The 14,238-nt window shown below is 44.6% G+C and carries 15 protein-coding genes; 7 read left to right on the forward strand and 8 right to left on the reverse strand.

Annotated elements, in window-relative coordinates; genetic code table 11:
- Positions 1-71 precede the first annotated feature (71 nt).
- The 7 genes from napC to napF are packed head-to-tail and all read right to left on the reverse strand — an operon-like array spanning position 72 to position 5,924.
- Positions 72-674 carry a cytochrome c-type protein NapC gene (gene napC, locus LDO73_RS12970; protein ID WP_224058337.1) on the reverse strand — a complete coding sequence of 201 codons (603 nt, stop codon included), beginning with the start codon at positions 672-674 and terminating at the stop codon, positions 72-74.
- Between the two features lie 9 nt (positions 675-683).
- Positions 684-1,133 carry a nitrate reductase cytochrome c-type subunit gene (gene napB / locus LDO73_RS12975; protein WP_224061188.1) on the reverse strand — a complete coding sequence of 150 codons (450 nt, stop codon included), beginning with the start codon at positions 1,131-1,133 and terminating at the stop codon, positions 684-686.
- An 11-nt stretch (positions 1,134-1,144) separates the two neighbouring features.
- The gene (napH, locus tag LDO73_RS12980) at positions 1,145-2,008 is read right to left on the reverse strand and encodes a quinol dehydrogenase ferredoxin subunit NapH (protein WP_224058345.1); all 864 of its coding nucleotides are present in this window, start codon (positions 2,006-2,008) and stop codon (positions 1,145-1,147) included.
- Positions 1,995-2,690 carry a ferredoxin-type protein NapG gene (gene napG, locus LDO73_RS12985; RefSeq protein ID WP_036952102.1) on the reverse strand — a complete coding sequence of 232 codons (696 nt, stop codon included), beginning with the start codon at positions 2,688-2,690 and terminating at the stop codon, positions 1,995-1,997. The genes napH and napG overlap by 14 nt, the downstream gene beginning before the upstream one ends.
- Before the next feature lie 6 nt (positions 2,691-2,696).
- Positions 2,697-5,183: a nitrate reductase catalytic subunit NapA gene (napA, locus tag LDO73_RS12990; protein WP_224058347.1), complete on the reverse strand. Its 2,487-nt coding sequence runs from the start codon at positions 5,181-5,183 to the stop codon at positions 2,697-2,699.
- On the reverse strand, positions 5,180-5,449 hold the full coding sequence (gene napD / locus LDO73_RS12995; protein WP_006660695.1) for a chaperone NapD: 270 nt from the start codon (positions 5,447-5,449) through the stop codon (positions 5,180-5,182). The genes napA and napD overlap by 4 nt, the downstream gene beginning before the upstream one ends.
- Complete coding sequence (gene napF / locus LDO73_RS13000) at positions 5,433-5,924, reverse strand: ferredoxin-type protein NapF (RefSeq protein ID WP_154638098.1); 492 nt, start codon at positions 5,922-5,924, stop codon at positions 5,433-5,435. Before napF ends, napD begins: the two co-directional genes overlap by 17 nt.
- A gap of 758 nt (positions 5,925-6,682) precedes the next feature.
- Here napF and nrfA point away from each other — a divergent pair.
- The 7 genes from nrfA to LDO73_RS13035 all read left to right on the forward strand — a co-directional run bounded on the left by nrfA (position 6,683) and on the right by LDO73_RS13035 (position 13,780).
- A complete protein-coding gene (gene nrfA / locus LDO73_RS13005; protein WP_224058348.1) occupies positions 6,683-8,116 on the forward strand; it encodes an ammonia-forming nitrite reductase cytochrome c552 subunit in 1,434 nt (477 codons plus the stop codon).
- 45 nt (positions 8,117-8,161) lie between these two features.
- Complete coding sequence (gene nrfB / locus LDO73_RS13010; RefSeq protein WP_224058350.1) at positions 8,162-8,734, forward strand: cytochrome c nitrite reductase pentaheme subunit; 573 nt, start codon at positions 8,162-8,164, stop codon at positions 8,732-8,734.
- On the forward strand, positions 8,731-9,402 hold the full coding sequence (nrfC, locus tag LDO73_RS13015) for a cytochrome c nitrite reductase Fe-S protein (RefSeq protein WP_224058351.1): 672 nt from the start codon (positions 8,731-8,733) through the stop codon (positions 9,400-9,402). Before nrfB ends, nrfC begins: the two co-directional genes overlap by 4 nt.
- A complete protein-coding gene (gene nrfD, locus LDO73_RS13020; RefSeq protein ID WP_224058353.1) occupies positions 9,399-10,355 on the forward strand; it encodes a cytochrome c nitrite reductase subunit NrfD in 957 nt (318 codons plus the stop codon). The genes nrfC and nrfD overlap by 4 nt, the downstream gene beginning before the upstream one ends.
- A 23-nt stretch (positions 10,356-10,378) precedes the next feature.
- Positions 10,379-12,184 (forward strand): heme lyase CcmF/NrfE family subunit, encoded by a 1,806-nt coding sequence (locus LDO73_RS13025; protein ID WP_224058355.1) that lies wholly within the window; start codon positions 10,379-10,381, stop codon positions 12,182-12,184.
- Positions 12,177-13,271 (forward strand): heme lyase NrfEFG subunit NrfF, encoded by a 1,095-nt coding sequence (gene nrfF, locus LDO73_RS13030; RefSeq protein WP_224058357.1) that lies wholly within the window; start codon positions 12,177-12,179, stop codon positions 13,269-13,271. Before LDO73_RS13025 ends, nrfF begins: the two co-directional genes overlap by 8 nt.
- 107 nt (positions 13,272-13,378) lie before the next feature.
- Entirely contained in the window at positions 13,379-13,780 is a 402-nt protein-coding gene (locus LDO73_RS13035; protein ID WP_154602475.1) for a hypothetical protein, read from the forward strand.
- A gap of 57 nt (positions 13,781-13,837) precedes the next feature.
- Here the strand turns inward: LDO73_RS13035 and LDO73_RS13040 are convergent, their stop codons facing one another.
- Entirely contained in the window at positions 13,838-14,074 is a 237-nt protein-coding gene (locus LDO73_RS13040; protein WP_224058359.1) for a GDCCVxC domain-containing (seleno)protein, read from the reverse strand.
- Positions 14,075-14,238 lie beyond the last annotated feature (164 nt).

Below are 14,238 nucleotides of genomic sequence, written 5' to 3' on the forward strand. Positions count from 1 at the left end.
CACGTAATTTTATTGATTTATCACAAATACAACTTAGGCTAGCTGACTCAATTAGCCCACTAGCCTATTTCTTAGAAGCCAGGTTCCACTTCTCGCATATCTGGTAGCTTATGCGCAATACCTTTATGGCAATCAATACAGGTTTTTCCGTCTTTTAATGCTTGGTCATGCATTTTTGCAGCGACACTTTTTTGAGCGGTAAAATCCATATAGTCGAAGTTGTGACAGTTACGGCATTCTTGGGAATTGTTATCCTTCATCCGTCGCCACTCGTTCTGCGCCATTTCTAGACGATGCGCTTCAAATTTTTGTGGTGTATCAATCACGCCAAAAATCTTACCGTATAGCTCTTTACTGGCTTTGATTTTCCTTACCATTTTTGGCACAAACTCATGAGGTACGTGGCAATCAGGGCAGGTCGCTCTCACCCCACTACGGTTAGTATAGTGAATGGTATCCATATACTCTTCGTAGACGTTTTCACGCATTTCATGGCAGCTAATACAGAACTCTTCCGTGTTCGCTTTTTCCATTCCGGTATTGAAACCGCCCCAGAAAATAACACCGCCGACGAAACCGATAATCAACAACGTACCCAACGCTAAACGGCTTGGACGCCACCACCACTGCCAAACTCGGCGAATGATCCCCGGTTTATCATTTTTATTAGTCATATTCGCCCCTTATTTCCCGAAGCCTTTAGATGGGGTAAAGGTATTATCGATAATCGGCGCAGTATCAGATTGAGGAACATGACACTGTAAGCAGAAATAACGATTTGGTGCCACTTCACCTAATACTTTACCCGTCGCATCCATAAAGTGTGTTGGGCTAATACGTGGTGCGCCAGTAGTACGATAATTTTCCACACCGTGGCACTGCAAACAACGGTTTGTATTGGTAGTAATTTGATACCCTTCAACGCTGTGAGGGATCATCGGTGGTTGGTTAACGTAGTTCAGTGCCATTTTTTCCTGCTCTTTAGGAATATGAATGCCACTTTCTGGTGTACCTGACACTTCTGGTGATTGAGCCAGATCGACGCCATTCGCCGACCATGCAAAACTGCTCACGACAACGGCCATACCCGCTATCCAACGGCTTAAAGCTCTTTTCAGGACCGTTTTTTTCAGGATAAAGTTTTTCATGATTTAGCTCCCGAACTCCATTTTAGTGTTATTTTAAAAACGTCCTCAGCACAGACATCGATACAGCGACCACACGTTGTGCAGTCTTTTGCCGTGATCTCTGCTGGGGCTTGTTTATCAAGAACCGGAACGCGCAAAACTTGCGGCTCAGGACAAACGTGGAAACAATCCATACAGCGGTTACACTGCTCTTTTTTATGGGCAGTCACGACCAAAGCCCCTTTACACCCCGCGACACCATACAGTGCGCCGAGCGGGCATAAGTGACCACACCAACCATGTTCCACGACCAATAAATCGAATAAAAACAGTGCAACTAAAACTAAAGCGCCGCTACCAAAACCAAAAATCAAGCTACGTCCCATCAGAGAAACGGGGTTAATCCATTCCCAAAGCAACGTACCTGTTAATGCCGATCCCAACAAAATCACACCCAGCAAAACATAGCGGATGTAACGTGGGATCGTGGCGGATTGATTAAATTCGAATTTTCGACGTAGCCATGCCGCCGCATCCGTGACCGGATTCACAGGGCATACCCAACTACAGAAAACCCGTTTTCCTAACAGGGCATACACCCCGAAAACAATCCCTGCACCGATTAACGCGGAGATCCCCGGTAAGTAACCACTTGCTAAGCTTTCAAGAGTAATCAGCGGATCCGTCAATGGGATCGTATCCAGTAATAAGCTGCTACTGTAGTTGCCATGTAAGATCCACACGCCAAACCATGGACCACTTAAAAACATGGCTAACACTAACAACTGACTGGTACGTCTTAATACCAACCATTTATGGCTTCCCCACCACCCTTTTTTCGCCAGAGCCTCACGTCCGGCATCGTGCTTACGATTTGCCATTGTTTCCCTCCAGCCAACCAAAACGGTAATGGTGACCTAATTCCCCTTTCGCCAGCGAACGTGGCAATACTTTAATTGCCGATTCCTCAAGCACACACGCTTGTTCGCATTTACCGCACCCCGTACAGTAATTACTGTTCACAGTCGGTAAGAAACGCGCGTGTTTACCGGTTCGATGGTTTTGTTCAAGTTCCAGTGTGATAGCTTCGTCAATCACAGGACAAACTCGGTAGCACACATCGCATCGTAACCCTTGAAAGTTCAAGCAGTTCTCTTGGTCGAGTAACACTGCCAGTCCCATACGTGCATCATTGATAGAGGCAATATCCTTATCCAACGCACCACTTGGGCACACTTTGGCACAAGGTATGTCTTCACACATTTCGCACGGGTTTTCACGAGCAATAAAATACGGTGTACCGGCTGCCATGCCAGACGCCAAAGTGGCGAGTTTCAACATGTCGTAAGGACACGCTTGCACACATTGACCACAGCGCACACAGGCACTTGCAAAGGCACTTTCGTCTAAGGCACCCGGCGGGCGAAGATGCACTCCGCTCGCTCGAGAGGTTTGTTGCTGAAGCCCCAGTACCACACCAACAGCCGCCAGTCCACCCGCTGCGCGAGCAACATCACGCAAAAAACGGCGGCGACTATTCTGGGAACTCGGTTTCTGGGACATACGCAATTACACCTTTTCTAATTTAACCGCACATTTCTTGTAATCCGTCTCTTTCGATAGCGGATCCGTTGCATCCAAAGTGAGGTTGTTCACTAACTGAGATGCATCGAAGAATGCCATATAAATCAAGCCTTTTGGTGGTCGATTACGGCCACGAGTTTCCACGGTTGAGAGCACTTCACCACGGCGAGAAAGCACTTTTACTTTATCCCCACGGCGTAAGTCTTTCGCTTTTGCGTCCAGCGGGTTCATAAACACTACCGATTCAGGGAATGCACGGTGTAATTCAGGCACACGGCGAGTCATACTGCCAGTATGCCAATGCTCAAGAACACGTCCTGTGGATAACCATAAATCGTATTCTGCATCTGGCGCTTCTGCTGCTGGTTCAAATGGCAGTGCAAAAATCACCGCTTTACCATCTGGCTTGCCGTAGAATTGATAACCCTGTCCGGCTTTTACGTAAGGGTCATTACCTTCGCTGTAACGCCATTGAGTTTCTTTACCATCCACGACTGGCCAGCGGATACCGCGAGCTTTGTGGTATGCATCAAAATCAGCTAAGTCATGACCATGACCACGGCCGAAACTTGCATACTCTTCAAACAGCCCTTTTTGCAGGTAAAAGCCGAGTTCACGGGATTCATCATTCAGCTGATCAGCGGCCAGTTCTGTAATTGGGAATTTGGTCACTGATTCGTTAGCAAACAGAATGTCGTATAACGTTTTTCCACGATATTCTGGTTTCTTCGCTAATAACTCTTCCGGCCAAACGTCTTCCGCTTTGAAGCGGCGAGAGAACAGCACCATCTGCATTAAGTCAGATTTTGCTTCGCCCGGTGCAGGCACTTGTTGACGCCAGAATTGAGTACGACGCTCTGCGTTACCGTATGCCCCTTCTTTTTCTACCCACATTGCAGTTGGTAGAATTAAGTCCGCCGTCAGTGCGCTGACAGTTGGGTATGGGTCAGATACCACGATAAAGTTACGCGGATCACGCCAGCCCGGCATACGCTCTTCATTAATATTTGGGCCAGCCTGCATATTGTTATTGCACATCACCCAGTAGAAATTGAGCTTGCCATCTTTTAATGCGCGGTCTTGAGCAACAGCATGTAATCCCACTTTTTCTGGGATAGTTCCCGCTGGTAACTTCCAAACGTTCTCCACTTTTTCACGGTGCTTTTCGTTGGTGACTACCATGTCGGCAGGTAAACGGTGAGAGAAAGTTCCCACTTCACGCGCGGTACCACAGGCTGACGGCTGACCCGTTAAGGAGAACGGCCCACAACCTGGTTGAGAAATTTTACCGGTCAATAAGTGCAGGTTATACGCCAAGTTATTCGCCCAGACACCACGAGTGTGCTGGTTGAAGCCCATTGTCCAGTAGGAAACCACTTTCACATTAGGGTCTGCATACAGCTTAGCTAGCGCTTCTAACTGATCTTTCGGAACACCCGTCATTTCAGCGGTTTTGTCGAGGGTATATTCCGCAACAAATGCTTTGTACTCTTCGAATGTCATTGGATCAGAGGCATCTGATCCTGGGTTTTTCGCCTTCTGCTCTAAAGGATGCGTTGGACGTAAACCATAACCAATATCAGTAACCCCACGACGTAAATTAACGTGTTTATCGAGGAAGTCCTGATTCACCGCATTGTTTTGAATAATGTAGTTAGCAATGTAGTTGAGGATCACTAAGTCTGATTGCGGCGTAAAGACAATGCCGTTATCCGCTAATTCGAAGCTTCGGTGTTTAAATGTAGACAGTACCGCCACACGAACATCAGGGTTAGATAGACGACGGTTGGTGATACGCGACCATAAAATTGGGTGCATTTCCGCCATGTTCGACCCCCACAGCACGAAAGCATCTGCATGTTCGATATCATCGTAACAGCCCATCGGTTCATCCATACCAAAGGTACGCATAAAGCCTACAACCGCTGATGCCATACAGTGACGCGCATTTGGGTCTAAGTTATTTGAACGGAAGCCACCTTTAAATAGTTTAGATGCAGCATAACCTTCCCAAACCGTCCACTGACCGGAACCAAACATTCCGATACCTTCTGGACCTTTCTCTTTGAGGGTGGTTTTGACTTTCTCTTCCATCACATCAAAGGCTTTTTCCCATGTTATTGGGGTAAATTCACCGTTTTTATCGTACTCACCGTCTTTCATACGCAGAAGCGGTTGAGTTAAACGGTCTTTTCCGTACATGATTTTTGGTAGGAAATAGCCTTTAATGCAGTTCAAACCACGGTTTACAGGGGCTTCAGGGTCACCTTGGCTCGCAACGATACGTCCGTTTTGCGTTCCGACTAAGACCCCACAACCTGTACCGCAGAAACGGCAAGGTGCTTTATCCCATTTAATGCTTTCTTGCTGACCAACCACTGCTTTCGCAATACTTGGTACGCCAACGCCTGCCGCCGCAGCAGCGGCCGCTATCGCATTGGCTTTCATAAAGCTACGACGACTGAGTTTCATACTTTTTCCTCACATTGCTCATCCTGCTGGTGATAAACCAGTGAAACATCCAATACACCATCGATATCACGGATGAAATCGATAGTATCTAAAAGCGTTTTGCTGTCTTCCCCTTCCACAACCACAATTAACTTGCCATTTTCAGGAGAGGAAATAGCCACTTCGCAGTTGGGTTCTTGATGTAATTCATCTGTCACAGCTGGAATGCGTTCACTTTTGACTTGAACAATCAAACTGCAAACTTGCCAGTTATTGTGCATCTTCATGCTCCATGGTAATGGCTGATACAGGGCATCCCGCGACACATGCGCCACAACCTGTACAACCCTGCATATCAATGTTTGGCTGGTAAATACCAGCCAGTGATGGACGAAAGGCGATCACTTGAGGCTCACAACTGTCTTCACAACGGCGACATTCAATCGATTTGTACGCCAGACAGTGTTGCCCAATGGCAATCTTGATATTCCAAGGCTGGGTATTTTGAGGAAGGAATATAGGCTCAGGACAGGCTTCTGCACATGCATAACAGAATGTGCATTCACCACGCTGAAAATCGACCATGGGATAGCCACCAGGACCCGGTTGCAAAATTGCAGTTTCACAACTCGATATACACTGGTTACAACGAGTGCACTGTTCAATAAAACGTGCTTCGCTACCACTCCATGGTGGTCGAATTACGGGTGCAGCATTACGCCAAGCCCCCGTTAAAACTCCCCGACGGGTGATATCAACCATGTTTATTTCCTTTACATTGCCCAACCAAAAACTGCTAAAAGAGACTGATAAACCGTACTTTTTATATGATTATTTATTGTGAATATTAATTAGCTAACTATCAAAAATACATACTACCTAGTAGGTAAACTTACTTTTGGCATTATTATGAAGAAAATAGTCATTCTTTGACGTTTCACATCGAAGACAAAGTTCAAACATCGAGAAATGCGGATTTGAGGTCGTTTTATAATTATTCATTAACATTTCATAAATATGATTTGCGAATTTAAACCTTATTTTTAATAGTCAAATTTATAATTAATGAAAATATATACCACTAAAGTAGTATATGATGAGCACTTTTACAAAAAACTATATTTACTTTTTTTGATTTTACGCACGTTTTAATTCAAAAATTAACCAACTTATTTATCTATCATATTAGTAAAAATATAATTTATGATAAATATCAGTATGATAATTAAAATCACAAAGTGTAAATAACAATCATTATTATTTGATAATTTAATCCACACTCTGCGTTAAAAAATAAAATTTAATATTTTTTTATTTATTCAACTTTCTCCATTTTTATTATTTTTCATCGATTAAAAAGTAAACTCATTTTAATTATTGATCAAAGACAATATTTTTTGTGTGGTTTTTTGCTAATTATATAAGTTGGCAATTGTCTGATAGCAATAGTGCGATTGTTATCAAATATAAAAATAAATACAGCTAATGGGATGGCTGGCTTAAAAACACTCGAGGCCCTTATGGCAAAGATAAGAAATAATGCACTGTACCTACTGAGTGTGCTTGCAGGGATATTTCTATTTACCTCTGTACAGGCACAAACTCCAACAAAAGATTCCACATCAACCATCAACGCTCGAAACGAAACGTTTGAAGCGGCACACCCTGATCAATACCATTCATGGCGAGCGACTTCAGAACAATCACAACGAGAAGATGCACTGGCTGAAGATCCGCGCCTAGTCATCTTATGGGCTGGGTATCCATTCTCTCGTGACTACAGCAAGCCTCGTGGTCACGCCTACGCGATTACCGATGTTCGTGAAACACTGCGAACAGGTGCGCCAAAAAATGCTGAGGATGGCCCTCTTCCTATGGCATGTTGGAGCTGTAAAAGCCCTGACGTTGCTCGGTTAATTCAGGAACATGGGGAAGATGGCTACTTCAAAGGTAAATGGGCAAAAGGTGGCCCTGAAGTCGTCAACGTATTGGGCTGTGCGGATTGCCACAAAACAGACTCCCCTGAGTTTGCCAAAGGTAAGCCTGAGCTCACTCTTTCTCGCCCATATGCTGAGCGTGCCATGGAAACCATCGGCAAACCTTTCGATAAAGCGAGCCGCTTCGACCAACAATCTATGGTGTGCGGTCAATGCCACGTTGAATACTATTTCTCTGGCGAAACCAAAGCGGTGAAATTTCCTTGGGATAACGGCACCAAAGTCGAAGACATGGAAGTGTACTACGACAACATTGCCTTCTCTGACTGGACAAACTCCCTGTCTAAAGCCCCAATGATTAAAGCTCAACACCCTGAGTATGAAACTTGGAGCGCAGGCATCCACGGCAAAAACAATGTGACCTGTATCGACTGTCATATGCCGAAGCTGCAAAACGAAAAAGGCGAACTCTATACCAGTCATAAAATCGGCAATCCATTCGATAACTTTGAACAGACTTGTAGCAGTTGCCACACACAAAGCAAAGAGCAGCTGCAAAGCGTTGTTGCTGAGCGTAAAAAAGCTATCCAAGAGATGAAAATCAAAGTGGAAGATCAGTTAGTACGCGCCCACTTTGAAGCTAAAGCCGCTTGGGATGCGGGTGCAACCGATGCTGAAATGAAAGATATCCTTGCCGATATCCGTCATGCACAGTGGCGTTGGGATTTAGCTATCGCGTCACACGGTATCCACATGCATGCTCCAGATGAAGGGTTACGTATGCTCGGTGGTGCAATGGATAAAGCCGCCGATGCGCGAACAAAACTGGCGCGTTTACTGGGTTCAAAAGGCATTACTCATGAAATCGCGATCCCGGATATCTCCACCAAAGATAAAGCGCAGCAAGCTATCGGCTTGGATATGCAGAAAATTAATGCCGAAAAACAAGAGTTTTTAAAGACAGTGGTACCCGAATGGGATGCACAAGCTCGTAAAAACGACCTGTTAGCCAAATAACCACTCACCCCAGTTCACTGGGGTGCGATAACCAATGGAGTGAATATGAGCGTACTACGTTCGTTATTAACTGCTGGGGTGCTGGCGTCAGGCTTGTTATGGGCGATATCCGCGTCGGCAACACCACAAATGGCTGAAGAAGCTAACAAAGACGGTCGTTGGCAAGTTACGCAGCAGCGTAATCCAGACAAGGCTTGCCTTGATTGCCATAAACCCGATAAAGAAGGGATGCATGGCACCCATGCTGAGGTCATCAACCCGAATAATAATTTGCCAGTGACGTGCACCAATTGCCACGGCAAACCGGGTCCCAATCACCGTGAAGGCGTCAAAGACGTCATGCGGTTTAATGATCCAATGTACAGTGTGGAACAACAAAATAGCGTCTGTTTATCTTGTCACTTACCTGAACAACTGCAAAAAGCGTTTTGGCCCCACGATGTTCACGTGACCAAAGTGGCTTGTGCGAGTTGTCATGACCTCCATCCAAAGCAAGACACCATGAAAGTGCTGAGCGATAAAGGTAAGGTCAAAATCTGTGTGGATTGCCACTCAGATCAGCGAGATAACCCGAACTTTAACCCCGCTGCGGTGAATGTTCTTAAGGAGCAGCCATGAGTTGTTCTCGTCGTCAATTCATAATCTATTCAGGCGCACTGGCGGCGGTAGGCGGTGTGGCGGGGCATTCCCTCGCCAATACCATGAAAGTTGACGGGGTGCGATATGGCATGATCCACGATGAAACACTGTGTATCGGCTGTACCGCCTGTATGGATGCATGTCGGGAAGTCAACCAAGTTCCAGAAGGCGTATCACGCCTAACGATTATTCGCAGTGAACCTATTGGTCAATTTCCTGACGTCAAATATCGGTTCTTCCGCCACTCTTGCCAACATTGTGAACATGCCCCATGTGTCGATGTATGTCCTACAGGGGCTTCATTCATTGATAAAACCACGGGGATTGTGGATGTAAACCCCGATCTGTGCGTTGGCTGTCAATACTGTATTGCCGCCTGCCCTTACCGCGTCAGATTTATTCATCCCATCAGCAAAACCGCCGATAAATGCGATTTTTGCCGTAAAACCAATCTCAAAAAAGGGAAGCAACCAGCTTGTGTCGAAGCGTGTCCAACCAATGCGTTGGTGTTCGGTAATTTAGATGATCCAAACAGTGCGGTGTCGCTAATGCTCCATGAAAAACCGACCTATCGATTCAAAATTGCACTGGGAACGAAACCCAAAATGTACCGAGTTCCCTTTAAATATGGGGAGGTTAGCCAATGACAACCACTTCAGCTTTTCATTTTGAGTCGTTAGTCTGGGACTGGCCTATCGCCGTTTACCTGTTTTTGATTGGTATCTCTGCGGGGTTAGTGGTTCTGGCAGTATTGATGCGCCAATATGTCCCCAATGCTGCCACCAGCAATAGTACTATCATGCGTACCACGCTAATTTTAGCCCCGACTACCATTATTCTCGGTCTACTGATCCTCATTTTCCACTTAACCCGTCCATGGACGTTCTGGAAATTGATGTTTCACTACAGCCCAACTTCTGTGATGTCCATGGGGGTGATGCTGTTTCAAGTTTACATGGCAGTGCTAGTGGTTTGGCTGGCTAAAATTTATGAGCAGGAGCTCATTGGGTTGCAACAAAAATGGCTTCCTAAGCTAACAATAGTACCTCGCGTTTTAGGTTGGTTAAGTCGCATCATGCGCGGGTTAGATATTGCTATGCTAGTCTTAGCCGTATTACTCGGAGCTTATACGGGATTCTTGTTATCGGCCCTAAAATCCTATCCGTTCTTAAACAACCCAATATTACCGGCTTTATTCCTCTTTTCAGGAATTTCGTCGGGACTGGCGGTGAGTTTACTGGCAGTAGTCCTGCGCTATCGCAAAAATGTTCATAACCCTGAAACGGCCTTTTTACACCGCGTAGAAAGCTTCGTCGTCTGGTTAGAGATATTTCTGCTAGCAGCCTTCTTTGTGGGGTTGGCGCTCGGTGATGATGGCAAACTGCGTTCGTTAATTGCGGCATTAGGCGGTGGTTTCTGGACGTGGTGGTTCTGGCTTGGCGTCGTGGGGATTGGGTTTGTTATTCCCCTTGCGTTGAAAAAATGGCAACAACAAGGTAGCCAAGCTTTTCGGGTTATTGTGGTCAGTGGCGCAAGCTTAATTGGCGTGTTTTTCCTGCGTTTCTTTGTCCTGTACGCCGGACAATTAACGGTCGCATAACCGACTTAGAATAAAGGTGATACTTGGAAATTTTCCTTCCCGAAATAGGGTTTATCAGTTTGCTACTGGCGCTGTGTATCACCGGCTATCATACCCTGTTGGGGTTTATTGGCGTTTTCAGGCACGTCCCGAGGCAAATGTCTCAGGGCGTGCTCTGGACATCTTTGCAATTCACTTTTTTATTAACTGCGTTTCTCTGCTTAACCGCCAGCTTTGTTTTCAGTGATTTTTCCGTTATCTATGTAGCTCAACATAGCCACAGTTTATCCCCTCTGGTTATCAAAATTGCTGCCGTCTGGGGAGGGCACGAAGGTTCGCTGCTTCTGTGGGTGCTGTTTTTCTCCGGCTGGAGTACCTTCTTTGCATGGCGTTATCGCCGCCAAAATAGCCCGTTTTTCCCTTTAACGTTGTGTGTACTGGCGGCTATTTGCACGGCATTATTACTGTTTGTTGTGTTCTATTCCAACCCGTTTGAACGCCTGTTTCCGCCTGCCATTGAAGGGCGCGATCTCAATCCGATGCTGCAACATTGGGGGCTAATTTTACACCCGCCGCTACTTTACCTTGGTTACAGCGGATTGATGCTAGTGGCAGCGTTAGTGCTCGCGTCATTAATGGCGACGCCCACCCTACTTCCTGAAAATTCCAGCCAGCCTATTGCTCAATTGTGTTGGCGCTTTGCGGTTCCAAGTTGGTGCATACTCACTAGCGGTATCATCCTCGGTTCTTGGTGGGCATACAGTGAATTGGGCTGGGGAGGATGGTGGTTTTGGGATCCGGTTGAAAACGCATCCTTACTTCCTTGGCTTTCAGCCACGGCATTGCTGCACAGTTTATCCATTACTCGCCGAACAGGGCTGTATCGCCACTGGAGTCTGTTGCTGGCGATTATCACATTAATTTTAGCGCTGCTCGGTACACTGATTGTCCGCTCTGGGATCTTAGTGTCCGTTCATGCGTTCGCCTTAGACAACGTGCGTGCCGTTCCGCTATTTTTGCTATTTAGCATTTTAAGCCTTGGTGCGCTGTTTATTTATGGTTGGAAGGCAAAATTTCCCCTTCAAGAGCCTCGGCGAAAAACATCACGAGAAATCTATTTATTACTGACATTGATTTTGTTTACCACGGTTTTATGCATCGTACTGACTGGCACGTTATACCCGATGCTCTATGGGCTATTAGGCTTAGGTAAAATTTCTGTCGGTGCTCCGTATTTCAACCTAACGTTATTGCCATTTGGTCTGTTCATGCTAGTGGTGATGGTGCTTGCCACGCTCAAATATCGTGATATTGCCAAGAACGAAAATCACAAGCCACTTCAACGGCTGTTGATTATTGTGCAGCAAAAGTTTCCTGCCCTTGTCGCTCACGCTGGGGTTGTTCTGTTCGCCATGGGGATTACCCTTTCCTCAACACAAAAAGTAGAAATTAGCCAAAATATCGCCGTCGGGCAATCTATCTCAGTTGGCGGATATCAATTCCAATTTCAGCAATTGCAACTGGCAGCTGAATCCAACTACACCACCGAGAAAGCGCTGATCCATGTCAGTCAAAATGTAGATGAAAATATCGCTCAAAACTCAAAAAATGGCTTTGTTCTTGTCACTGAGCGCCGCCTATATATGGCTCGCCAGCAACTGATGATAGAACCGGGGATCCACTGGGGGTGGCTGCGTTCTTGGTATGTAGTGCTGGGGGAAAAAACGGGCACTGAGCGCTATGCAATGCGTTTTTATGTACAAGAAGGCATTCAATGGATTTGGGGTGGTGGATTTGTGATGTGCTTAGGTGCGCTGATGAGTTGGTTTAGGGGGCGAAAAAATGATTAAAAAAATCGTTATGCTACTTCTGCTGCTGTGCTCCTTGAATGCGTACGCCCAAATTGTGGATACATGGGCATTTAACTCCAATGAGGAGCAAGAATTATCCTTGCAGATCGCTTCACAGCTACGTTGCCCACAATGTCAAAACCAAAACTTGTTGGAATCCAATGCACCTACGGCAGTCAGTATGCGCCATCAAGTCTTTAAAATGGTCTCTGAAGGGAAAAGTGAATCTCAGATTAAACACTATATGACCGAGCGTTATGGTGACTTTGTTTTATATAATCCGCCATTAACGCTTAGCACCCTACTATTATGGTTACTTCCCGTATTTGCTGTTCTTTTTATTATCTTTATTTTATGGAAAACATTAAAAGTAAAAAATAGAATTAATCCGCGCGTTATTTTATTAGATAATGCGATTCCATTAATAGAAAAATACAACCAGACTCACTCTGACATACAATTATTACCGGATATCAATAATGAAAAAATACTTCAGTATTCTCATTGGAATAAGATAAGTAATGCCCTTATTGTCATCATAATCTGCATTATGATAGCGGGATATTTTTTATTACCGCGATTCAATTCAACACTTGATTTATATCAAAGACAAAATGACCCTATTTTGCTGTTTACACCCTTAGAGCGTGAAACGCAGGATCTACAACGTTTACAAGCAGATATCCGCCAATCCCCTGAAAACAGTGAGCTTTGGGCTGTTTTAGGTGAATACTATCTTTATCAAAATAGCTATGAAAATGCTTTAATTGCCTATGGCTATGCACTCAAGTATCGCGGAGAGAATGCCCAACTCTATGCCGCAATTGCCACGGTGATGTATTACCAAGCCGGACAAGTGGTTACAAATGACACACAAAAAATGATAGACAAAGCATTGAGTCTAGATAAGAATGAAGTCACCGCATTGATGTTATTAGCCTCAGATGCCTTTATCAATGCCAATTACACAACGGCGATTAATATCTGGCAAAACCTACTTGATAGTAATAATCCTAGAGTCAATCGCGCTCAAATTATTGAAGCCATTCACATGGCTAAATTAATGGAAAATAGTGGGAAACAGTGAATAAAAATAATAAAGGCTCCTAAACCTTTATTACCTCGCGGTATCCATAATTGATAAAAAATAATAATAAGTTTATTTATTAAATATAATAATCTAGAAAAAATATCATGACGAATAAGATGCTTTCTATCTTAGTGATTATTCTTATCGCAGGAGGATCATTTCTTGCAGGAGTAATGGCTAACTACACACCTGATTTAGATGTTATCAAGAAATCCGAGCGGGCTGTGGAAGACTTGTTAAATTTCCCTAAAACCGTCGAATTTAAAGATGTGAAATACCATGTCATCAGAGAGACCTCTGATCGCGGTATGCTAGGCTACGTTTGTGGTCAAGTTCTGGTATTTGATGCAAAAAATAGCTATACCTACAAACGTTTTATGGTGAAAACGTACCTGAATGAAGATGGTAGAAATATCGTTTCCATTCCGCTATTAGATAGAGACGAAATGGAATTTCCACTTGAAGAATTTAATTACTTGTGGCGTAAAAATTGTCAAAATAGATAATTATACTTAATTGAATATTATCTATTCCCCACGAAATTAATGATTTTTCTCTGTGCCTTATTTACAGCAACATGAAGGCTTGCCTGTTAATTCTGCTTCTTGAATTGGCGGGCATTTCACCGTGCCATAAGAACAAAAAACGCAGCAATCCCCTTCCAATGGCTTTAGTAATACACCGCAACCTGTGCATTCATAAAACCACTGACAAGCATTGGTTGGCATCTCTTCCATTTTCGAACACCCACATTCTGGGCACGTAATTTCAGACATCAATTCAATCTTGACTTGGCTCATTTGATCCTCGATAGGGTATTTCGCAATAAATAATTCTGTTCATCCTACAAAATTATGTTGCCCTTATCCTTGCGCCAAATTAGGTTTCCCACACAAAATAAAAATGCGGTTCCAATAGCATTTCCCGCAAGGTTGATATACAGTTTTCCACTTTTTTCAAAGCA

Origin of the sequence: Providencia alcalifaciens (assembly GCF_915403165.1) — a bacterium.
Lineage (GTDB): Bacteria > Pseudomonadota > Gammaproteobacteria > Enterobacterales > Enterobacteriaceae > Providencia > Providencia alcalifaciens_C.